Annotated in this window: 22 protein-coding genes; 8 read left to right on the top strand and 14 right to left on the bottom strand. The window is 60.4% G+C overall.

Annotated features, from left to right (window positions below; genetic code table 11):
* The first annotated feature begins 12 nt into the window (after nt 1-12).
* Nucleotides 13-690 carry a Crp/Fnr family transcriptional regulator gene (locus D3Z90_RS10560; protein WP_136475681.1) on the top strand — a complete coding sequence of 226 codons (678 nt, stop codon included), beginning with the start codon at nt 13-15 and terminating at the stop codon, nt 688-690.
* A gap of 24 nt (nt 691-714) precedes the next feature.
* The gene (locus D3Z90_RS10555; RefSeq protein ID WP_136475680.1) at nt 715-1,083 is read left to right on the top strand and encodes a putative zinc-binding protein; all 369 of its coding nucleotides are present in this window, start codon (nt 715-717) and stop codon (nt 1,081-1,083) included.
* Nucleotides 1,084-1,094: 11 nt separating this feature from the next.
* On the opposite strand, the gene D3Z90_RS10550 is transcribed toward D3Z90_RS10555, so the two are convergent.
* The 7 genes from D3Z90_RS10550 to norR all read right to left on the bottom strand — a co-directional run bounded on the left by D3Z90_RS10550 (nt 1,095) and on the right by norR (nt 7,733).
* The gene (locus D3Z90_RS10550) at nt 1,095-1,565 is read right to left on the bottom strand and encodes an SCP2 domain-containing protein (protein ID WP_136475679.1); all 471 of its coding nucleotides are present in this window, start codon (nt 1,563-1,565) and stop codon (nt 1,095-1,097) included.
* The gene (locus tag D3Z90_RS10545) at nt 1,559-2,449 is read right to left on the bottom strand and encodes a U32 family peptidase (protein ID WP_136475678.1); all 891 of its coding nucleotides are present in this window, start codon (nt 2,447-2,449) and stop codon (nt 1,559-1,561) included. Before D3Z90_RS10545 ends, D3Z90_RS10550 begins: the two co-directional genes overlap by 7 nt.
* A 10-nt stretch (nt 2,450-2,459) precedes the next feature.
* Nucleotides 2,460-3,455, bottom strand: coding sequence for a peptidase U32 family protein (locus tag D3Z90_RS10540; RefSeq protein WP_136475677.1), 996 nt, complete (start codon nt 3,453-3,455; stop codon nt 2,460-2,462).
* A 132-nt stretch (nt 3,456-3,587) separates the two neighbouring features.
* Nucleotides 3,588-4,823, bottom strand: a complete 1,236-nt coding sequence (gene glp, locus D3Z90_RS10535) for a gephyrin-like molybdotransferase Glp (protein WP_136475676.1) — start codon at nt 4,821-4,823, stop codon at nt 3,588-3,590.
* The gene (moaB, locus tag D3Z90_RS10530) at nt 4,820-5,374 is read right to left on the bottom strand and encodes a molybdenum cofactor biosynthesis protein B (RefSeq protein WP_136475675.1); all 555 of its coding nucleotides are present in this window, start codon (nt 5,372-5,374) and stop codon (nt 4,820-4,822) included. The genes glp and moaB overlap by 4 nt, the downstream gene beginning before the upstream one ends.
* A 96-nt stretch (nt 5,375-5,470) precedes the next feature.
* On the bottom strand, nt 5,471-6,118 hold the full coding sequence (gene pdxH, locus D3Z90_RS10525) for a pyridoxamine 5'-phosphate oxidase (RefSeq protein WP_136478919.1): 648 nt from the start codon (nt 6,116-6,118) through the stop codon (nt 5,471-5,473).
* An 85-nt stretch (nt 6,119-6,203) separates the two neighbouring features.
* Nucleotides 6,204-7,733, bottom strand: coding sequence for a nitric oxide reductase transcriptional regulator NorR (gene norR / locus D3Z90_RS10520; RefSeq protein WP_136475674.1), 1,530 nt, complete (start codon nt 7,731-7,733; stop codon nt 6,204-6,206).
* A 154-nt stretch (nt 7,734-7,887) separates the two neighbouring features.
* On the opposite strand from norR, the gene ytfE reads away from it, so the two are divergent.
* Nucleotides 7,888-8,562 (top strand): iron-sulfur cluster repair protein YtfE, encoded by a 675-nt coding sequence (gene ytfE / locus D3Z90_RS10515; protein WP_136475673.1) that lies wholly within the window; start codon nt 7,888-7,890, stop codon nt 8,560-8,562.
* Between the two features lie 33 nt (nt 8,563-8,595).
* Here ytfE and D3Z90_RS10510 read toward each other — a convergent pair whose 3' ends face one another.
* The gene (locus tag D3Z90_RS10510; protein ID WP_136475672.1) at nt 8,596-9,771 is read right to left on the bottom strand and encodes a sugar transporter; all 1,176 of its coding nucleotides are present in this window, start codon (nt 9,769-9,771) and stop codon (nt 8,596-8,598) included.
* 253 nt (nt 9,772-10,024) lie between these two features.
* Here D3Z90_RS10510 and D3Z90_RS10505 point away from each other — a divergent pair, with 253 nt between their 5' ends.
* From D3Z90_RS10505 to D3Z90_RS10495, 3 genes are all read left to right on the top strand, one after another.
* Nucleotides 10,025-10,249 (top strand): hypothetical protein, encoded by a 225-nt coding sequence (locus D3Z90_RS10505; RefSeq protein WP_136475671.1) that lies wholly within the window; start codon nt 10,025-10,027, stop codon nt 10,247-10,249.
* Nucleotides 10,250-10,319: 70 nt separating this feature from the next.
* Nucleotides 10,320-10,583: a PepSY domain-containing protein gene (locus D3Z90_RS10500; protein WP_136475670.1), complete on the top strand. Its 264-nt coding sequence runs from the start codon at nt 10,320-10,322 to the stop codon at nt 10,581-10,583.
* Nucleotide 10,584: 1 nt separating this feature from the next.
* Nucleotides 10,585-11,112, top strand: coding sequence for a cytochrome b/b6 domain-containing protein (locus D3Z90_RS10495; RefSeq protein WP_136475669.1), 528 nt, complete (start codon nt 10,585-10,587; stop codon nt 11,110-11,112).
* A 1,276-nt stretch (nt 11,113-12,388) separates the two neighbouring features.
* On the opposite strand, the gene D3Z90_RS10485 is transcribed toward D3Z90_RS10495, so the two are convergent.
* Both D3Z90_RS10485 and D3Z90_RS10480 read right to left on the bottom strand, forming a co-directional pair.
* On the bottom strand, nt 12,389-12,871 hold the full coding sequence (locus D3Z90_RS10485; protein WP_168198457.1) for a copper chaperone PCu(A)C: 483 nt from the start codon (nt 12,869-12,871) through the stop codon (nt 12,389-12,391).
* A complete protein-coding gene (locus D3Z90_RS10480) occupies nt 12,871-13,482 on the bottom strand; it encodes an SCO family protein (RefSeq protein WP_038611884.1) in 612 nt (203 codons plus the stop codon). Before D3Z90_RS10480 ends, D3Z90_RS10485 begins: the two co-directional genes overlap by 1 nt.
* A gap of 253 nt (nt 13,483-13,735) precedes the next feature.
* Between D3Z90_RS10480 and D3Z90_RS10475 the strand changes: the two genes are divergently transcribed.
* The gene (locus D3Z90_RS10475; RefSeq protein WP_136475667.1) at nt 13,736-14,515 is read left to right on the top strand and encodes a TSUP family transporter; all 780 of its coding nucleotides are present in this window, start codon (nt 13,736-13,738) and stop codon (nt 14,513-14,515) included.
* Here the strand turns inward: D3Z90_RS10475 and nudC are convergent.
* Complete coding sequence (gene nudC, locus D3Z90_RS10470; RefSeq protein ID WP_136475666.1) at nt 14,483-15,313, bottom strand: NAD(+) diphosphatase; 831 nt, start codon at nt 15,311-15,313, stop codon at nt 14,483-14,485. The two genes, D3Z90_RS10475 and nudC, sit on opposite strands and share 33 nt — an antisense overlap.
* Nucleotides 15,314-15,346: 33 nt before the next feature.
* The gene (locus D3Z90_RS10465; RefSeq protein WP_136478918.1) at nt 15,347-16,159 is read right to left on the bottom strand and encodes a crotonase/enoyl-CoA hydratase family protein; all 813 of its coding nucleotides are present in this window, start codon (nt 16,157-16,159) and stop codon (nt 15,347-15,349) included.
* A 189-nt stretch (nt 16,160-16,348) separates the two neighbouring features.
* Between D3Z90_RS10465 and nhaB the strand changes: the two genes are divergently transcribed.
* Nucleotides 16,349-17,851 carry a sodium/proton antiporter NhaB gene (nhaB, locus tag D3Z90_RS10460; protein ID WP_136475665.1) on the top strand — a complete coding sequence of 501 codons (1,503 nt, stop codon included), beginning with the start codon at nt 16,349-16,351 and terminating at the stop codon, nt 17,849-17,851.
* A gap of 38 nt (nt 17,852-17,889) precedes the next feature.
* On the opposite strand, the gene zwf is transcribed toward nhaB, so the two are convergent.
* Complete coding sequence (zwf, locus tag D3Z90_RS10455; RefSeq protein WP_136475664.1) at nt 17,890-19,389, bottom strand: glucose-6-phosphate dehydrogenase; 1,500 nt, start codon at nt 19,387-19,389, stop codon at nt 17,890-17,892.
* A complete protein-coding gene (gnd, locus tag D3Z90_RS10450; RefSeq protein WP_136475663.1) occupies nt 19,386-20,369 on the bottom strand; it encodes a phosphogluconate dehydrogenase (NAD(+)-dependent, decarboxylating) in 984 nt (327 codons plus the stop codon). Before gnd ends, zwf begins: the two co-directional genes overlap by 4 nt.
* Between the last annotated feature and the right edge of the window lie 147 nt (nt 20,370-20,516).

Below are 20,516 nucleotides of genomic sequence, written 5' to 3'. Positions count from 1 at the left end.
AGGAGGTACTCCATGCTGACCAATCCTTCCCTTGTACTGTTCTTGCGCCGCCACCACCTATTCAGCAACCTGCCCGAACGCGTTTTCGAACAGGTCTGCGGCCTGGCCTTGCAGCGTCGCCTGAGTTGCCACGACACCCTCATGCACCAGGGTGACCCGGCCAAACGTTTCTTTCTTCTGGTCAGTGGCCAGATCAAGTTGTATCGCATCACCGCACAGGGTCAGGAGAATCTCGTCGAGATCATCCAGCCCGGACAATCCTTTGCCGAAGCCCTGCTGTTCAGCCAGACCCGTTATTACCCGGTCAGCGCCACAGCGCTCAAGGACAGCGTGGTGGTCAGCATCGAAGGCAGCCACTACCGCAATGCCCTGGAGGACCAGCCACAAGTGTGCCTGGCGATCCTGGCCAGCATGAGCATCCACCTGCATCAGCGGCTCAAGGACATCGACACCTTGACCCTGGCCAGCGCCAGCCAACGGGTTATCAACTTCTTGCTGCAGGAACAGGATCCCGAGGATGGCCGCGTGCTGCTGCAGGTGTCAAAACGCCTGGTTGCCTCGAAACTGGGCATCCAGCCGGAAACCTTTTCACGCATCCTCCATCGCCTGGTGGAGAACGGCCTGATTGCCATGGAGCGTCGCGACATTCGCATCCTGGCAAACGACGCGCTGGCCGACTATCAGGTCTGATCGGCCTACCACTGGAGAGCCTTCATGTCTCGCACTACCCTGCCCTTGGTGTACTCCTGCTCCGGTTGTTCCAACGTTGCGCAACTGGCCAATGACGTGGCACTGCGCCTGGATCGCGAAGGCCTGGCACAGATGTCCTGCATTGTCGGGGTGGGTGGACAGGTGCCGGCGCTGGTCAATCTGGCCCGTTCAGGACGGCCGATTCTGGCGCTCGATGGCTGCCCACTGGAATGCGTCGCCAGTTGCCTGCACCTGCACGACCTGCAGGCCGACCAGCACGTGATCCTCAGCCAAATGGGCCTGCGCAAGCGTTACGGGGAGGATTGCAGCCCGGCGCAGGCCGATGAGGTGTTCGCCGAGATCCGCCAGTTGCTGGCGGATCACATGGCCTGACCGCGAACGGCTTAGCCTGCGGCCAAGCCCTTGCCAGCCCGCTCCAGATTGCGCCATAGCCATACTGGCAACACGTCCGGGTCGAGGCTGTCGATCAGGTTTTTCAGGGTCAGTCCCAGCTCGGTGTCCCCTTCAATCACCAAACGCCGCCTGAAAAACAGCGTATCGGGATCTTCCTGACGGCTGGCCAACAGCAGGAATTCACGCCAGTTGCCGCGGATGGTCACATCGGCCTTGGCCTGAGCGGCTATCTGCAAACCATAGACGGTGCGGGTCACGTACCAGCTCAGATTCAGATCGGGAATTCGCAGGCACAACCAGCGCCCACGCAGCAGATCGAAATCGCCGTTCTTCAGTGGCTCGGCCAGGCAACGATTAAGCGCCTGCTGCAATGCTACGCGCTGCAGCACAAAAGGCACCCGACGGATCAGTGGAAGCACCCGGTCGGCGCCACGCAGCAGCCATTCCTTTCGATTCAACACAGGCCCACCTCCTCTACTCGCAGCATCCCTGCCTGTCCATGCCAGTAACCATTGCAGCCCTCTACGTGCAGCGGCGGCATTTCACCCTGGCGCACACGATCGAAGGCTTCGACCACCTCGACCATACCCTCGGCGCGCGGGCTCAAACGCAACATGTCCGCGCCGCTGGCCGTGAGCCCGGCGTAGTCGGCCAACAGGTTAGTGACCTCGGCCGACATGGTCTGGATGCCGTTGAGGGTGAACAGTGGCTGACCTTCCTGGCTACTCAGGGCCAGGCCATCGGGATAGTTCAGGCAGCAGAACTGGCAGTCGTCCTTGGGCCGATTCTCGGCACGCGCAGTGAAGCAGCGCGCCGAATACGCCAGCGGCAAGTGCCCATAGGCAAAGACTTCGACCTCCGGCAAGTCGCGCCCCAAGCCCTTGAGCTGATCGAGTATCGAGCGAATCAGCGCAGCCGAACACTCCACAGGTGGCACCCAACGGATCAGGCCGCAAGACTGCATCTGCGCCAGGGCGTGACCGTTGTACAGGTTGAGCGCGGGGCCACCGACGAAGGACAACTTGCGCTCGGCCAAAAACTGCACCGCGCCCATATCGTTGGCTTCCACCAGCAACTGGCCGTTGTCGCACAAGCGCCGCAGGCTGGAAAGCTCAGAGGCGGCTTCGACCAGGGTCAGGCTCGACAAGACGATCTGCGCCTGGCTGACGCTTTGCAGTTCACGCGCCAGGCCCAACCAATGATCCAGGCTCATGGCCCGGCGTTTCGAACAGACAGTTTCACCCAGGTAGATGACGTCCAGCGGCAAGCCGGCCATCTCGGAATAGAAACGTCCTAATTGCTCTTTGTCCCAGTAGTACAGAACAGGTCCCAGGCTGAGTTTCATGTCCAGTCCCTCATTGCCATGATCGATGGTAGGCGCCCAAGGTGGTCTGGCTGCCTTCGGACAGGCCGGCCAGCACTTTGCGCCACTGGTCTTTGACTGCGAAGCGCTCGGGCGCCTGGCGATGAGAATCAAGGGCCGCACGCCAAACCTGGGTGACCTGCTCGACGTAGGCAGGGCTGCGCTGGCGACCCTCGATCTTGACGGCCTCTACCCCCATGGCCACCAACTCCGGCAGCAGATCAAGGGTATCCAGGCTGGTGGGCTCTTCAAGGGCATGGAAGCGTTTGCCCCCCACCAGGAAACGGCCTTTGCACAAGGTCGGATAACCGGCAGGTTCTTCTGGGCTGTAACGATCGATGAGCACTTCACTCAGGCGAGCACTCAAGCCGTCGCTGTCCTCACTCCAGCGCACGGCCTTGGCCGGCGAGCACACACCACACAGGTTCGGCGACTCTCCGGTGATATACGACGATAAGTGGCAACGGCCTTCAGCCATGATGCACAAGCTGCCAAACGCAAAAACTTCAATGGGTACCGTGCTGTTGGCCGCGACCTGACGCACCTGCGCCAGCGACAGCACACGCGGCAACACCGCCCGGCGAATGTTGTAATGCTGGGCATAGAACGCCAGGGCACTGGCGTTGGTTGCCGAGCCCTGAACCGACAGGTGCAGGTTCAGATTAGGATGGCGTTGGCTGGCATAACCCAGCACGCCGGGGTCGGCAGCGATCAGCGCATCGACGCCATAATCGGCGGCGCGATCCACTGCCCGCTGCCATCGTTCCCAGCCTTGTGGCTGCGGGTAGGTATTGACCGCGACATAGAGCTTGCGTTGGTGATGGCGGATATGGGCGACGGCGGCGTCAAACTGCTTGTCGTCCATGTTCAGTCCAGCGAAGTGCCGGGCGTTGGTGTCATCGCGAAAGCCGACGTAGACAGCATCGGCGCCTTGGCGCACCGCCGCTTTGAGCGCAGGCAGATTCCCTGCCGGGCAGACCAGTTGCATGGGTACTCCTCATCAAAGAACTTGTCTCGACCCCGCCTCCGATGCGTAACGCGAGCAGGCCCGGTGCAATCGAAAATGCGCCGCCAGTCTAGCCAGACCGACGACGCAGGCCTTGACGACAATCAAGGCTCATTACTGCATGAGTTCAGCGAAAGACAGGAAGGTCACACTGTCGTTCTCGTGTACCAATTGCTCACACTCCACCACTGCCAGACCATCGGCCCAACAGGCTGCCGCGAGCATCGCCGAGCTCTGCTGCGGGTGCAGTTGGATACTCGGCTGACCATTCTCCTGCAGCGTCAAGCGGGCGCGCAGGTACTGCCGACGCTTGTTGCGCTGCAACCAGTCGAAGCCTGCCGGCATGGCCATCGGCCGCGGCGCTACATCACGCACACCCTGGGCGCGGAGCAAGAACGGGCGTACGACTATCAGGGCGGTGATCAATGCCGCGGCAGGGTTGCCAGGCATACCGATCCAAGGCTTGCCCGCCACTTGACCAAAGGCCAGTGGCTTGCCCGGTTGAATCGCCAGGCGCCAGAGATCCAGGCTACCCAGGGTCTCGATGGCGTGTTTGAGGTGATCTTCCTCGCCAACCGAAACACCGCCGGAGCTGAGCATCAGGTCGCACTCGGAGGCCGCCAGGCTCAAGGCATGACAGCTAGCGGAAAGGTCATCAGCCATTACCCCATAGTCATGAACCTCGACACCCCAGCCTTGCAAGAGCGCCGTCAGGCAATAGCGGTTGCTGTTGTAGATCTGCCCCGGCGCCAGGGGTTGGCCGGGTTCACGCAGTTCATCGCCGCTACTGAGCAGGCACACACGCAAGGGTCGATAGACGTCCACCCAGCGCACCCCGACAGCAGCCAACAGGCCCAACTCCTGGGCACGCAGGCGCTTTCCAGCCTGGAGTAGCAGGTAGCCCTTGCGCATCTCCTCGCCGGCCTTGCGCACGTGATCCCCAAGGTTGGCGGGCGGTAGCCAGACCTGATCGTCTTCGACCCGGCAAAGCTCCTGCGGCACGACGGTGTCGGCCCCCGGGGGCAACGGCGCTCCGGTAAAAATGCGAACTGCCTGCCCTTCGAGCAACGGCGTTGTAGCTGCCTGCCCGGCGGCGATACGCCCGGCCAGTTTCAGGCAGCCGCCGGCGGCAGGAAGATCAACTGCGCGAAAGGCGAAGCCATCCATCGCGCTGTTGTCCCAGCCTGGAAGATCGAGCGGCGAATGGATATCCGCTGCCAGTACCCGGCCCAAGGCCTTCTCCAACAACACGCTTTGCGCCGCCGGCGGTGGCGGCACCTGTTCGAGCAAGTGACCAATTGCTTGATCGACCGGCATCAACTTGCCGCTGTCACATACTTTGTGGCTCATGGGCGGCCCCCACAGGCCTCGATTACCTGGTCAGCCTGGACCTTCAGATGCGGGGCGAAATTGCACGGCCCGGTGCGGCTGTCGAGTTGTCCAAGCAGGATCTGATTCCAGGCGGTGCGACAGGCCCCAGGTGAACCTGGAACACAGCACACCAGCACGCCGTTGCTCATTCCGGCCAGCGCCCGCGACTGCAGGCTGGACATGCCGATTTCCGCCAGCGAGACCTGACGGAACAACTCACCAAAGCCTTCCACGTGTTTATCGAGCAGTGGCTCGACCGCCTGCGGCGTGTTGTCGCGCGCGGTAAATCCGGTGCCGCCGGTGGTCAGCACGACCTGCACCTTGGGGTCGGCAATCCAGCGCGAGATCGTGGCCCGAATCTGGTAGATATCGTCCTTGACCAGGTCGCGATCGATCAACTGATGCCCGGCTGCCTGCAACAAGTCGCACAGCGTCTGTCCCGAGGTGTCGTTGTCAAAGCTGCGCGTATCGCTGATGGTCAGTACCGCAATGTTCAGCGGCTGAAAGGTGTGTTGCGCCAGATGGGCCATGTGCGGACCCTCCCTTAGTGTGAATGCGCCAAAGCCTGAACCGAAACCGTCAGCGAACCTATTCCTCCAAGGAGGTACCTCTAGCGGCCGCTCCGTTCAAGGGGCCAGCCGACTGCGCTGCCACACCCCATCCTGCAGGCGGTAGTCCAGGCGGTCATGCAAGCGATCGGCGCGGCCCTGCCAGAACTCCATGCGCTCAGGCCGCAAGCAGTAGCCGCCCCAGTGCTGCGGACGCTGCAGCGGTTGGTCGACGAAGCGGCGAATGGTTTGCGCCAGCAATTCCTCCAGCGCCGCCCGGTTGGCGAGCACCTGACTTTGTGGCGACGCCCAGGCGCCGAGGCGACTGGCAACAGGGCGGGAGTCGAAATATTCATCGCTGAGCTGGGCTGAAAGCCGTCCAACCTGCCCTTCGATGCGCACCTGACGCTCAAGGCCCGGCCAGAAGAAGGTCATGGCCGCCCATGGGTTGGCATCCAGCTCCTGACCCTTGGCGCTCTGGTAATTGCCGAAGAAGGTAAAGCCCTCCGCGCTCAAGCCCTTGAGCAACAGCACGCGGCCATGGGGCCGCCCCTGACTGTCGACGGTCGCCAGGTGCATACTGTTGGCCTCCACCGGAGCGCACTCGGTTTCCCGTGCCTGTATCAGCCATTGCTCGAACATCTGCAAAGGATCGTGCGCCGCGGCGTCTTCCTGCAGGCCTCCAAGGGTGTAGTTGCGGCGCATCTGTGCCAGGGACAGGGGCAAGGGCATGACGGTGATCTCCGGTGGATGGAGTGCGCAGTCTGTTGGCTTGCCCCGTTGCTCACCTTGACCGCCATCAACGTCGCGCTTACTTCAAGCGCAGTCGCTTGGCCAGCTTATGCAGGTTGCTCGGATCGACCTGGAGTAACCGTGCGGCGCTCGCCCAATTATTCTCGCTCAGTTCCAGCGCCTGAATGATGGTACGGCGCTGGCAGGCATCGACCGCCTCGCTCAACGACGGCGGCGGCATACCTGACACATGCCCTTGCTCTGGCAGCTCAGTATTGGCTGCAGCGGGCACGCTGGTGTCGAGGTCGAGCACTTCTGGCTCCAGGGTAATGATCAGGCTGCGGCTGCCACCGCGACTGAGCTGCTTGAGGGCGGCGCGGCTGATCACGTGCTCGAGCTCACGCACATTGCCCGGCCAGTGGTAGGCCAACAGCGCCCGCTCGGCGGCCGGCGAAAGGCGCAAGCCACGCAGGCCCAGACGGGTACGGTTGAGTTCGAGAAATTGGCCGGCAAGTATCAGGACATCGTTGTCACGCTCGCGCAACGGCGGAATCGGCACCGGGTAGACCGACAGGCGGTGGTACAGGTCGGCGCGGAACAGGCCATCGCGAATACTGTCGGGCAGATGGCGATTGGTGGCGGCAATGATGCGCACATTCACATGCAGCGGTTTGTCTGCGCCCAGACGCTGGATCTCGCCATTCTGCAACGTGCGCAGCAGCTTGGCCTGAACGCTCAACGGCAACTCACCAACCTCATCGAGAAACAGTGTGCCGCCATTGGCCGCATCGAAGCGCCCGGCGCGGTCACTGTTGGCACCGGAAAACGCGCCTTTAACGTGACCGAACAGCTCGCTTTCAGCCAGCGACTCCGGCAATGCGGCGCAATTGACCTGCACTAGTGGCTTGTGGCTGCGCCGGGAAATACGGTGCAGGCGCCGGGCGAACAGCTCCTTGCCCACGCCGGTTTCACCCAGGAGTAATACCGGTAACTCCGAGTCCGCCAGCACGTCCAGTTCATTCAACAGCTGATGCATGACCTGACTCTGACCAAGTATCTCGCCCTCCTGCACGGGCATGCGCAGGTCGGCGGGCTCGCTTCGTGACAGGCGCAGGCTGCGGTTTTCCTGTTCCAGCCGGGTAACCCTCAATGCCGCTTCGATCTGCAACGTGCAGCATTTGAGTTCGATCCGCGAAGCATCGTCGAAGGTCCCGGCCTCAAGCGCATCAAGGGTAATCGCGCCCCAGACCTGCCCTTCCACATACAGGCTCACGCCCATGCAGTCATGTACCGCCAGGGGTTCATGAAGTGCCGTGTCGAGCAAACCGTCGTATGGATCGGGCAAGCGGCTGTCCGGCTCGAACCAGGTCGGCTCACGCGAGGCCATGATCGCTGCCAGGCGCGGATGCTGGGCAATGACAAAGCGCCGCCCAAGTGCCTCGTGCGCCAGGCCGACGGTTGCCACTGGGCGCAAGCTGTCGTCATCGAGTCGCAACAGGCCGACGGCACCGCATTTGAAGTATTCGCGCAGTGTCTGCACCAGCCGTTGCAGGCGCACGGCATTGGGCAACTCAACAACCAGATCGGCGGTTAGGCTTTCACGTTGCATGGTGTTAATGACCTCATGTGGTTGTATCTACCCTGGCTTATCAAGGTGATTTTTACCACTGGAAAAAATAAACGCCATGATTTCAATCAGTTAAAAGTGGCACAGGCAATGCAATCAGCAAGGGGACTTTTGCAATCCCTACCAAGGAACCCTGATGAGCCAGATACTTCTCGAAAAAAGCCTCGGTCAACTGGCCTGCGACATCCCCGGCGCTACCCGAATTTTTCACAGTTTCAACCTGGATTTCTGTTGCGGCGGACAGAAAACCCTGCGCGAAGCTGCCTTGGGCAAACAACTGGACCCAACACTGATCGCCGAAGCCCTTGGCAAATTGCAAGACAGCGGTGCCAGCGCACAAGACTGGCGCCAATTGCCGGAAGCGGAGTTGATCGCGCACATTCTCTCGCGCTACCACGACCGTCACCGTCAACAGTTGCCGGAGCTGATCCGCCTGGCGCGACGTGTAGAACAGGTTCATGGCGCACGCAACTCCTGCCCCAACGGCTTGGCCAACCATCTTCAGGACATGCAGCAGGAACTTGAGGGGCACATGCTCAAGGAAGAACAAATACTCTTCCCTATGCTGCAACAAGGCGTAGGTGAGCGCGCCGCACCGCCTATCAGAGTATTGCGCCTGGAGCACGACCAGCACGGTGAAGCGCTGGACATCCTGTTGACGCTGACCAACAACATCACCCCGCCTGCGGACGCCTGCAACACCTGGCGGGCCCTGTACCGTGGCCTGCTGGAGTTTCGCGATGACCTGATGCAGCACATTCACCTGGAAAACAATGTGCTGTTCATCAAGGCGCTCGATTCAGTTCACTGATTCACGCCACTGTACAACAGTGCGGGGAGGCGCTCAGGCGCCACGGCTAAAGCGATAAGTCGTCACCCCGCACAACAACAAACCGATCAGCGCCAGCGATCCACCGACCAGGCCAATATTGGCCAAACCCATGTGCACGCTGACCAGGCTACCGATCAAGGCTCCGGCACCAATGCCTATGTTGTAAATGCCGGAAAACATCGCCATGGCGACGTCGGTAGCATCCGACGCCAGCAGCAACACCTTGGACTGCAGCGCCAGGCTGAAGCACATGATCGCCACGCCCCAGAACATACTCAAGGTGCCGAGCAGGCCGAAGTTCTCTGACAAAGGCAGCAATAGCAGCAAGCAGATCGCCAGAATGCCAATAGCGGCCAGCAGGAAACCGCTGGGGAAGCGTTCACTGTAACGGCTGAACAGTACCGACCCGAATACGCCTGCACCACCGAACAGCAACAACAGCAGCGTGGTTCTCTCGCCGCCAACCTGCGCCACGTTCAAGGCGAACGGTTCGATATAACTGTACGCGGTGAACTGCGCGGCAATCACCAGGGCCACCAGCACATACACGGTCACCAGCGCCGGACGCTTGAACAGAACCGGCACGCTGCGTAAAGAGCCCGAGTTCTGGCTCGGCAACAGCGGCAGCGACTTGACCAGGCAAATCAAGGTCGCCAACGCCACCCCGGCAATCGCCAGGAAGGTGATGCGCCAGCCCAAGGCCTCCCCTACTACCCGACCCAACGGAATGCCCATGACCATCGCCAGCGTCGTGCCGGTTGCCAGCAAGCCCAGCGCCTTGGCCTGTTGCCCCGGTGGCGCGACCCGTACCGCAAGGGATGCGGTAATGGCCCAGAACACGGCATGCGCCAAAGCGATGCCAATTCGACTGAGCAACAGAATACTGAAGCTCTGCGCCAACCACGACAGCATATGGCTGACAATAAACAGTACAAAAACAATGATCAGCAGCTTGCGCCGCTCGATATTGCGCGTCAGCAACATCATCGGCAGTGACGCCAGCGCTACCACCCAGGCATAGATCGTCAGCATCAAGCCGACCTGGGCGGTGGACATCTGAAAACTTGTACCAATGTCGCTGAGCAGCGCCACCGGCACAAACTCGGTGGTATTGAAAATAAACGCCGCCAGGGCCAGGGCTATCACACTGAGCCAGCTGCCGGATCGCGCATCCACGGGTGTATTCATCGGTGGGGGTGTTACTCCAGATCGATTGCAGACGCCGGGCGCGAAATTGCGCCCAGCATGAAGCACCCAGGCCCATCGGGCATGAGTGGAAGCGTGTGCGCTGAGGAATTGGTTATAAGTATGCGGAGTATCGCTTGCTGGCAAGGATAGTACGTCAGGACCCGGCCTGTCACAACAGCGCTGCCGGTCTGATTGGCGAGGGCAGTTTCCATGGCCACTGCTACACTCAATGCCGTGATAGGAGGAATGAATCATGTCCGATAAAGACATCACCACTCTGTTGACCTTGATCGATCATCGGCAAGCCACATTGGCCTCGGCCTGCAAGGAAATTGCCGACTGGATAGACCGCCAAGGTGACGTACCGGTCGCCGGCAGAATCCGCGCCAGCCTCAAGGCAGTGGAAGCTGACGACGCACTGGTCAAAAAAACCCTGACCTCGCTGAGGGTCGACCGACCCCTGCCGCGTTTTCGCTGAACTGACGCCGTTACCGAGGCAGGCCCCATAGCTGTGCTGCCACGTGTTTTCATCATCACGAGGGCTTCTCATGCGTACTCTTCTGCTCGTTGCACTGCTGTTGTCCAGCCCGCTGACCCTCGCCAAGACCGAGTGTTCCAAAGCGGACAAGGTCCAGTGGCAAGACCCGGACAACTTCCAGCAAGAGCTGAAAAAACAGGGCTACGAGATCAAGAAGTTCAAGATCACCGATGGCAACTGTTATGAGATCTACGGCTGGGACAAAGACAAGCGCAAAGTCGAAATCTACTTCGATCCGGTCACCGGCAAGAAGGTGAAAGAAGAGATCGACTGAAGTGCACGACGAAACACTGCGCCTATGGGACCCGTTGGTTAGATTCTGCCACTGGTCGCTGGTGCTGGCTTTCGTGGGTGGCTACTTCTTTACCGAAGAAGGCGACGACTGGCACCGATGGCTGGGCTATTACGCTGTGGCCATCGTGCTGATTCGTGCTGTGTGGGGGGTTGTCGGCACACCGGCCGCGCGCTGGCGGGATTTCTGGCCAACCCCAGCGCGGCTCAAATGGCACGTGCATGCGCTGTTCAGCGGCGAAGACTACCACCGCCTGGGCCATTCACCGCTCGGTGCACTGGTCATGGTGCTGATGCTGGCATTGATGTTGGGCTTGGGCGTCAGCGGTTTTCTGATGGAAGAAGTGGACTACTTCTGGGGCGAAGAGCTGCCGCGCGATATCCATGAGTACATGGCCAACACCTTATTGGCGCTGGTGGGTGTGCATATCGCCGCTGCTGTATTCGAAAGCCTGCGAATGAAGGAAAACCTGCCACTGTCGATGATCACCGGCAGGCGCCGCAAGCTGTAACCCTGCTTGTAAGTGAGTGACGCCACCTACAGCCGGGGGATGATCCATTGGCGTGGGCGGTTCAAAATCAAAAGCAGCACAGCAGCGTCTCGCTGTTGCTGTTGCTGTTGCTGTTGCTGTTGCTGTGCTTCTACCTGCACAAATCGTACAGACGCCACACATCGTCCCTTCAGTAGGCCGAATGTAACCCTTGCGTAGTGGGGCGACGGCCATGGATGGCCGGCGAGCGCCGCAGGGCCAGGGACGGCCCTTCGGCGCGGTCCCCACGGGAGCAAGGGTGGAATGAGGGTACCCGGAGCGCAGCGTAGGGCCGGATGCAGGGACAGGGGGTTTTGCCCACTTTTGCCCCAACAAAAGTGGGTCGCCGTAAAGGCGAAACCAGCCAGTGGTGCCACTGCATCAAACGGATATGCCCATCGCCACTCGAGCCACATTTTCGGTGCTCACCCGCTAACAGGCCCGATGCGTAGTCAGTGACGCATACAGCCAGACGCTGATCCATTGGCATGGGCGGTTTGGAGTCACCTTTGCGCCCTTACGGCGCATCCCTTTTGTCTTGGCAAAAGGAATCAAAACCGTGTGTCCCTGCATCCGGCCCTAAGCTGCGCTCCGGGTCCCTTCGCTCCGGCATTGCTCCCGTCGGGACCGCACCGAAGGGCCGTCCTGGCCCTACGGTGCTCGCAGGCCATCCATGGCCTGCACCCGACTACGCAATACCTACACTCAGCCTACTGAAGGGACGATCCAGGGTGTCTGGGCTGGCGATGTACGAAGAGCTAGATCAACATCAAAAGCTGAACACCAGCGCCTTGCAGTTGCAGTTGCAGTTGCAGTTGCAGTTGCAGTTGCAGTTGCAGTTGCTGTGCTTCTACCTACACAAATCGTGCAGACGCCACAAGTCGTCCCTTCAGCAGGCCGAATGGAACCCTTGCGTAGTGGGGCGACGGCCATGGATGGCCGGCGAGCGCCGCAGGGCCAGGGACGGCCCTTCGGCGCGGTCCCCACGGGAGCAAGGGTGGAATGAGGGTACCCGGAGCGCAGCGTAGGGCCGGATGCAGGGACAGGGGGTTTTGCCCACTTTTGCCCCAACAAAAGTGGGTCGCCGTAAAGGCGAAACCAGCCAGTGGTGCCACTGCATCAAACGGATATGCCCATCGCCACTTGCGCCACAATCCTGTGCTCACCCCTGGCAGACCCGGTACGTAGTCGTTGGCACAAAAAAACCAGGCTACCGTCCTTGACAGCAGCCTGGCTTTTGTAAGCCCGTAACAGGCGATCAATGCATGTGGTCGTGACCGCCATGCATGGCTTCGGCGTTCAACGCACGAACCGGCGCCTGGATCTCAAGGGTCTGCTTCTGGCCCTTGGCATCTTCGACCACAAGCGTCAGCGGCACCTGCTCGCCTTCCTTGACCTGCTGCTTGAGCTTCATGAGCATGACGTGATAACCGTTCGGGTCCAGACTCACAGCCTTGCCGGCCGGCAGATGAACGCTGTGCACTTGCTTCATGCCCATGACATCGTTGTCCATGGTCATCTGGTGCACCTGGACAATTTCGGCCACCGGCGACTGCACATCCACCAATTTGCTGTCGGTGCTGGCGGTCAACACCATGAAAGCACCGGTCGATTGCTGGTGCGGCACGGTTGCGCGAACCCAGGCGTCCTTGACGCTGGTTTCGGCCATGGCCGGCAATGCCAGGCCAATCAGGGCCAGGGCGGCCAGGGTGCGTTTGAAAGGTTGGGCAGTGTAACGCATCAACATACCTCCATGACCGTGAGCAAATCTTCCGTACACTCTTTGGCGGTCAGTGAATGAGACAGTCCCAGGCGCAGTTGGCCACGGGAATCGAAGACGTAGCTGGTAGAGGTGTGCGAGATGGTGTAGGTGTCGCCACTGGGCACCTTTTCGTAGAACACACCGAATTCCTTGGCGGCCGCGGCAGTCTCTTCGAGCGTACCGGTCAGTGCTACGAAGGAAGGGTCGAAAGCCTTGACGTAGGCATCGAGCACCTCTGGCGTGTCGCGCTCAGGGTCAAGGCTGATGAATACCACCTGCAGGAAACCGCCATCGCGGCCCATCAACTTCTTGATTTGCGCAGCACGCGCCAACGTGGTCGGACACACGGCCGGACACTGGGTAAAGCCGAAGAATACCATCGGCATGGAGCCCCAAAAGCTCGACAACGTACGCGGGTTTCCTTGGGTGTCCTTGAGTTTGAAAGAGCGACCAAGGATCTTGTTGCTCATGTCCTTGCCATACTTGAAGTCGAGCGCACCACCAGAGCGGGGGTCGCAACCTGCCAGAACGCCAAGGCTCAGCAGGCTGATCCCGGCCATGACCTGGCGCCGGGTCAGTAAATCAGTCATGTAACCATCCTTTTGGGAGGGTGTTGTGCCTCATGGTCGAGGCCTGTCGAGAAAGCGCGACATTTTGTCATGTTGCCCAGCCGGGGTTCCAGCCTCTATTGCCCCGTACGTCTGTATCCCTTTATTTTCGGGGTGCGGCCGGTTGTCGCAGAAGGTGCCAGGATCTGATTCCCTGACAGACTGCCTTGATCTCCTTTAACATGCCGACCGTCAGGCGCAGCTCCTTCTGTGCCCAACCGATTAAGCCCATGCCATGCCTTTCGAACTTAGCGTAGATCTGACCACCCTCGCCATTCTCGCCGCCGTTGCCTTTGTTGCCGGATTCATCGATGCCATCGCCGGCGGCGGCGGTCTGCTGACCACCCCTGCCCTGCTCACCGCCGGCATGCCCCCGCACCTGGTGCTGGGCACCAACAAGCTGAGCTCGACCTTCGGCTCGGCCACCGCCGGATTCACCTATTACCGCCGCAAGCTGTTTCACCCGGCGCAGTGGCGCCATGCATTGGCCGGCACCTTCGTCGGTGCATTGATCGGCGCTGTCGTTGCGCATTACCTTCCAGCCGAGTGGCTGAACAAGATGCTGCCGGTCATCGTGTTTCTCTGCGGGGTGTACCTGCTGTTCGGCGGTACGCCAAAGGCGCCGCTGGACGCCGATGTACCCGTGAAGAAGAAGTGGCAACTGCCCCAGGGACTGACCCTGGGCTTCTATGATGGCGTCGCAGGCCCCGGCACCGGGGCGTTCTGGACCGTCAGCACGCTGCTGCTCTACCCCATCGACCTGGTGAAAGCCAGTGGCGTGGCACGCAGCATGAACTTCGTCAGTAACGCTGCGGCCCTGTCGGTGTTCATCTTTTCCGGTCAGGTCGACTGGCTGGTGGGCTTGTCGATGGGCTCGGCGCTGATGGTCGGGGCCTTCTTCGGCGCGCGTACCGCCATCAGCGGCGGCAGCAAGTTCATTCGCCCGGTCTTCATTACCGTGGTACTGGCCCTGACCGTACGTCTAGCGTGGCAACACTGGTTCGGGCAGGCCTAAGCGGCGCGCCACATACAGATCGATGAGGTAACGGGCAATCGAGCGCCCCGCTGGCAACGGCGGTAGCGCATCGACCCGGAACCACTGCGCATCTTCAATCTCGTCCGCCTGCATGACGATCTCGCCGCTGGCATATTCGGCATGAAAACCAAGCATCATCGAGTGCGGGAACGGCCAGCACTGGCTGCCCACGTACTGAATGTTCTGCACCTCGATGGCTACTTCTTCGCGCACCTCTCGCACCAGGCAATCTTCGGCCGACTCGCCGGGTTCGGCAAAGCCTGCCAGGGTGCTGTAGACCCCGGTGACAAAACGCGGTGAGCGGGCCAGGAGAATTTCGTCGCCACGGGTGATGAGTACGATCATGCTGGGCGAAATACGCGGATAGCTGCGTAGGTCACAAGGCTGGCAATACATTGCCCGCTCCAGATGAACCTGGGTCATGGCTTGGCCACAGCTGCCGCAAAAGCGATGTTCACGGGCCCAAGTGCCGATCTGGGCGGCATAGCCGAGGATTTTGTAGGTGTCGAAATCACCCTCGAGCATGAACTGGCGCAGCCCGCGCCAACTGCAGCCGGCGACCGTCTGGGCGCTGTTGAGTTCGAGCAAGTACACCGGCTGGCCATCAAAATGGCCGACACCGTGCTCGAACGCTACATCGAGTTCTTGACGCTTGAGCCAGTCGCGCGGAAACAGCGCGCCGTTGTCATCAACCAGGAAGCCCTCGCGACAGCGAGCGACTGCCCAGCCGCCTGCGAGGTTCGTATCCAGTACTGCGGTGGTCCAACGCACAGCCATGTTCCGGTTCCTTGCGCGGGCCCGCCGCTGCAATCAGTCGGCGAACTCGGGTTTCTGTTTGCTCATATGGGCAGCCATGGCTACCCGTAGATCGGCGGATTGCAGCATGGCAGCGTTCCAGGTGGCAATGTACTCCAGGCCATCGTCGATACGGTGATCGCGCATATAGCTGAGCATTTCCTTGGTGCCGGCCACGGCAATCGGTGATTTTCCCGCAATTTCAGCGGCAATGGCAAAGACTCCTTCAAGCAATGCCTCATGGTCATCGTAGACGCGATTGACCAAGCCGATACGCAGGGCTTCGTCAGCCTCGACAGTACGCCCGGTATAGGCCAGCTCACGCATGATGCCATCGCCAATGATGCGCGGCAGACGCTGCAAGGTGCCGACGTCGGCAGCCATACCCATATCGATTTCCTTGATCGAGAACTGCGCGTCCTGGCTGCAGTAACGCATGTCGCAGGCCGAAACCAGGTCGATGGCGCCGCCAATGCAGTAACCCTGGATCGCCGCCAGCACCGGCTTGCGGCAGTTGTCCACGGCGTTGAACGAGGCTTGCATGCGCAAGATCGTGCGGCGTAGCAAACGGGCGTTGCGCCCCACGTCCTTGCCCAGCTCGTTGGCCACCGACGCCAGCATCATCAGGTCGATGCCAGAAGAGAAGTGCTTACCTGCCCCGCTGATCACCACCGCACGCACAGCGTCGGTTTCATCGATCCACTTGAAGACTTCGACGATCTCGCTCCAGAACGCCGCGTTCATGGCGTTGTACTTTTCCGGGCGGTTGATCTGCACGTGGGCGATGCTGTTCTTCAGCTCGACCTTGAATGCCTTAAATTCGGTCAGTTCTACTTCGAGTGCCTGGTAGTCGCTCACAATTGCATTCCTTGAGAGGGGCTGGATCAATTTGCCGACTATATCAAGGCTGGCAACGGGACCGAGGCAGCGGTTGTGCCAAAACCGGGACTTTTACCTTGATCTGGCGGCCTGTATCCGGCACTTTGCGCTCCTGTAGAATTATTAGGATACATTTTCATGTCCCGCTCTCTGGCCGGCGCCCTGGCCCACAATTTCCTTGGGCAGTCGCCCCGTTGGTACAAGGCCACCCTGTGCCTGTTCCTGATCCTCAATCCGCTGCTGCTGTTTACCCTGGGGCCGGTCGTCACCGGCTGGGCGCTGGTGATCGAGTTCATCTTCACCCTGGGGATGGCGCTCAAGTGCTATCCACTGATGCCCGGCGGCTTGCTGGTATTAGAAGCGTTGATACTGGGCATGAGTACGCCCGAGGCGCTTTACAACGAGCTGCAGCACAACTTTCCGGTGATCCTGCTGCTGATGTTCATGGTCGCCGGTATCTACTTCATGAAGGACCTGCTGTTGTTTCTGTTCTCGCGGATTCTGCTCGGGGTCCGCTCCAAAGCAGTCCTGGCCTTGCTGTTCTGCTTTCTCTCGGCCTTCCTGTCGGCCTTTCTCGATGCGCTGACCGTTACCGCAGTGATCATCAGCGCAGCTGTCGGCTTCTACTCGGTCTATCACCGGGTGGCCTCGGGGTTCAATCCACGGGAAGAGTCGAACCTGGACAGCGACCATGACATCGCTCAGATGCAACGCGACGACCTTCAGCAGTTTCGCGCCTTCCTGCGCAGCCTGCTGATGCATGGCGCAGTCGGTACCGCCTTGGGTGGGGTCTGCACGCTGGTGGGCGAACCGCAGAACCTGCTTATCGGCCATGAAATGGGCTGGCACTTTGCGGACTTTTTCCTCAAGGTCGCGCCGGTGTCCCTGCCGGTGCTGGTCGCGGGCCTGGTGACCTGCGTATTGCTGGAAAAGCTGCGCTGGTTCGGCTACGGCACCCTGCTGCCCGATAGCGTGCGCCAGGTGCTGGCCAGTTACGCGGCCGAAGACGACGCCCAGCGCACCACGCAACAACGCGCTGCCCTGTGGGTACAAGGCCTGGCCGCGCTGATCCTGATTGTCGGCCTGGGTTTGCACATTGCCGAAGTGGGCTTGATTGGTCTGCTGGTGATTGTCTTGATCACGGCATTCACCGGCATCACCGATGAACATCGCTTGGGCCGCGCCTTCCAGGACGCAATGCCGTTTACCGCGTTGCTGGTGGTGTTCTTTGCGGTGGTTGCGGTGATTCATGATCAGCAACTGTTTACTCCGCTGATCCAGTGGGTGCTGGCACTACCGACCGAGCAACAGCCGGGCATGTTGTTCATTGCCAATGGCCTGCTGTCGGCAATCAGCGACAACGTGTTCGTGGCCACCATCTACATCACCGAAGTCAAACAGGCGTTCCTTGACGGTCATATGAGCCGCGAACACTTCGAAACCCTGGCAGTGGCGATCAACACCGGCACCAACCTGCCAAGCGTCGCCACACCCAATGGCCAGGCCGCCTTCCTGTTCCTGCTGACCTCGGCGATTGCCCCCTTGATTCGCCTGTCCTACGGACGGATGGTGTGGATGGCACTGCCGTATACCGTGGTCATGGGTGGCCTGGGTTGGTGGGCAGTCACTTACTGGCTGTAACAGCCCCAGCGCAATACACAGGTCGGTGGGCGCGAGATTCAACCGATCGGATGCCAAACCCGTCGGTCCCGGCTCAGCAGTTCCTCAGCTGCCGCCGGGCCATCCTCGCCAGCCGCATAGGGCTGCACCTCCCCCCCCTGCTTCCAGGCATCGAGAAACGGCTGCACCGCACGCCAGCCGTTCTCGATGTTGTCAGCGCGTTGAAACAGGGTCTGGTCCCCGGTCAGGCAGTCGTAGATCAAGGTTTCATACCCCGTGGAGGGCTGCATCTTGAAGAAGTCCTTGTAGGCAAACCCCAGCTCGATGTTCTCCATCGCCAGTGCTGGCCCCGGACGCTTGGCCTGCAAGTCGAACCACATGCCTTCGTTGGGCTGGATCTGTATGCGCAGGTAATTGGGCTGCAGCCGCTCGACCTCGGTGTCGCGAAACTGCGCGTAAGGCGCAGGTTTGAAGCAAATGGCGATTTCCGTGTCGCGCACACTCATGCGTTTACCTGTACGCAGGTAGAACGGCACGCCGACCCAGCGCCAGTTGTCGATCATCACCTTCAAGGCCACGAAGGTTTCAGTCTCGCTCTGCGGATCGACCCGCGGCTCTTGACGGTAACCGGCGACCTTTTTGCGTCCTTGCTTGCCTGCGGTGTACTGGCCGCGTACAGAGTTCTTCAGTGCCATGGTCTTGGACCAGGGTCGGATCGCCCCAATCACCTTGGCTTTTTCGCTGCGCACTGCATCTGCACCGAAGGCCGCTGGCGGCTCCATGGCCACCATGGCCAAGAGTTGGAACAGATGGTTGGGGACCATGTCGCGCAAGGCCCCGGTGCTATCGTAAAAGCCGCCACGGCTTTCCACGCCAACGGTTTCGGCAGCGGTAATCTGCACATGGTCGATGTAATGGTTATTCCAGAAGGCTTCGAAAATACCGTTGGAGAAGCGGCTGACAAGGATGTTCTGCACGGTTTCCTTGCCCAGGTAATGATCGATGCGGTAAATCTGCTTTTCACTCATGACCTTGAGCAAGCAAGCATTGAGCGCCTCGGCGCTGGCCAGGTCCGAGCCGAAGGGCTTTTCCACTACCACCCGGCGGAAGCCCTCGCTTTCATCAAGTAGCCCAGCGGCGCCAAGACGCTGCACCACCTCGCTGAAAAAGCGTGGGGACGTGGCGAGGTAAAACACCGCATTGGCACTGGGGTTCTTTTCTATACGCCGGGCGATAGCCTGATAGGTCGCCTCGTCGAGAAAGTCGCCTGTCTGGTAGCCAATACGCTTTGCCAGACGGTTCCAGAGCTTTTCATCCAGGCAGGGGGCGCCCGAACTGGCCTTGTCGCGTTCATGCATGAATGCTTGCAGGCGCTGGGCGAACTCCGTGTCGCTGGCAGCATTGTGGTCAACCCCGACGATTCGCAGGTTTTTATCCAGCAAGCCGTCCCGACTGAGGTTGTACAGCGCCGGCATGAGCAAACGCTTTACCAGATCGCCATTGGCGCCAAACAGGAACAAGGTGCACGGGGGTGCCGCTTCGATAGGTGTAATGCTCATTCGACTTTTTTCTCGACGTGACCACCGAATCCGAAGCGCATCGCCGACAGCATGCGGTCGGCGTAGGTGCCTTGTTGCTGGCGCGAGCGAAAACGTGCGAACAGGGCACTGGACAACACCGGCACCGGCACCGCCTGCTCGACGGCCGCATCAATGGTCCAGCGTCCCTCGCCACTGTCGGCCACAGCACCGCTGTAACCACCCAACTGCGGATCAGCCACCAACGCATCGGCGGTCAGGTCCAGCAACCATGAGGTCACCACGCTGCCGCGCCGCCAGACTTCGGCAATCTCGGCCACATCCAGGTCAAAGCGCTGCTCGACCGGCAAGGCCTCGCTGCCTTTGCTTTTGAGAATATCGAACCCCTCGGCATAGGCCTGCATCAGGCCGTACTCGATGCCGTTGTGAATCATTTTCACATAGTGCCCGGCACCTGCCGGACCGGCATGGATATAGCCCTGCTCGGCACGCCCGGCCGGCCCGCTGCGACCCCGCGTGCGAGGAATGCTGCCAACGCCAGGCGCCAGTGTGGCGAACAGCGGATCGAGGCGCTCGACCACCGCTTGCTCACCCCCGATCATCATGCAATAGCCGCGTTCCAGCCCCCAGACCCCGCCTGAAGTGCCGACATCGACATAATGCAGCTGACGCTTGGCCAGCTCCGTGGCGCGGCGGATGTCATCCTTGTAGAACGTGTTGCCACCATCGATGATCACATCGTCCGCGTCGAGCAAATCAGCCAGTTGGCTAATGGTCTGCTCGGTCGCCTCACCAGCCGGAAGCATCACCCAGACCGCGCGCGGCTTTTCCAGCTTGGCGACCAGTGCGCCCAAGTCGTGCGCGCCATTCGCCCCTTCGCCCATCAAGGTCTTAACTGCGCTGTGGTCGCGGTCATGCACCACCATCCGGTGGCCTTCGCGCATCAAGCGCCGTGCAATGTTACCGCCCATGCGGCCCAGCCCCACGATTCCCAGTTGCATGTGCCGATGCTCCCAATTGATGAAAACAGACTTTCAAGCCTTCAAGATTAGTCCAGCCTTGGACTGCCAGGTTCAGCGACGAACGGCAAGACAGCGCCAAATAAAAAAGTTCCCATGACAGAAAAAAGAATTCAGAATCCCGTCCCG

The sequence above is a fragment of the Pseudomonas sp. DG56-2 genome, from assembly GCF_004803755.1.
Classification (GTDB): domain Bacteria; phylum Pseudomonadota; class Gammaproteobacteria; order Pseudomonadales; family Pseudomonadaceae; genus Aquipseudomonas; species Aquipseudomonas auratipiscis.
Note: the sequence above shows the minus strand (reverse complement) of the source record. Positions and strands in the feature narration are given on the sequence as shown.